This window comes from Kurthia sp. Dielmo, assembly GCF_000307285.2.
In the GTDB taxonomy this organism is placed as follows: domain Bacteria; phylum Bacillota; class Bacilli; order Bacillales_A; family Planococcaceae; genus Kurthia; species Kurthia populi.
Map to the genome: position 1 here is coordinate 1 of NZ_CAEP01000194.1, position 564 is coordinate 564.

At 40.8% G+C, this 564-nt stretch carries 1 protein-coding gene; it reads right to left on the reverse strand.

Going from position 1 to position 564, the window contains the following annotated elements:
* The coding region (locus KTHG_RS00125; RefSeq protein ID WP_139991799.1) for a suppressor of fused domain protein at positions 1-564 on the reverse strand (564 nt) is incomplete at both ends.

Below are 564 nucleotides of genomic sequence, written 5' to 3' on the forward strand. Positions count from 1 at the left end.
AGGGAACGTCGTATAGCCATAAATCTTCTGCAGCTTTTTACGTGCGCTATATCCAAATTCCGCCATCATGCGTAAAGGCCAGTTTTTTTCAGGAAGTGTCCATTCCCCTTCAGAAGCGACCCAATTAAGTGGTAATTTCATCATCATTTCATATGCTTCATTGTGCGTTACATTTGGCGGGAGATGATTACTAACACCCAATGTGAAAACAACATAATATGGATGTTTTTTCGTTGGATAAATAATATTTCCTGTAATCGTAAGCGTCGGATTTTCTTCTTCTAATAAATTTGATATTTGAATGGCAATCGGCCCATACTCTTTTTCGAAATTTTCACGTACTTTTTCTTCATCTGTTAACGCTTCCGTTATTTTTGCCGCCACTTTCGAATTGGGCTGTCCATGGTCTACCGACTTCTCCACAACGGCAGGACGTTGAAAATCAATGACTTCCTGGACCCGTGCCGCTGTTAATTTTTCTTGTAAAGCAGGATAGCCATTTGCTTCCGCATACTGCCACTCCGCTTTATATACTGGCACCAATTCATCGATGCGAATTTCTTC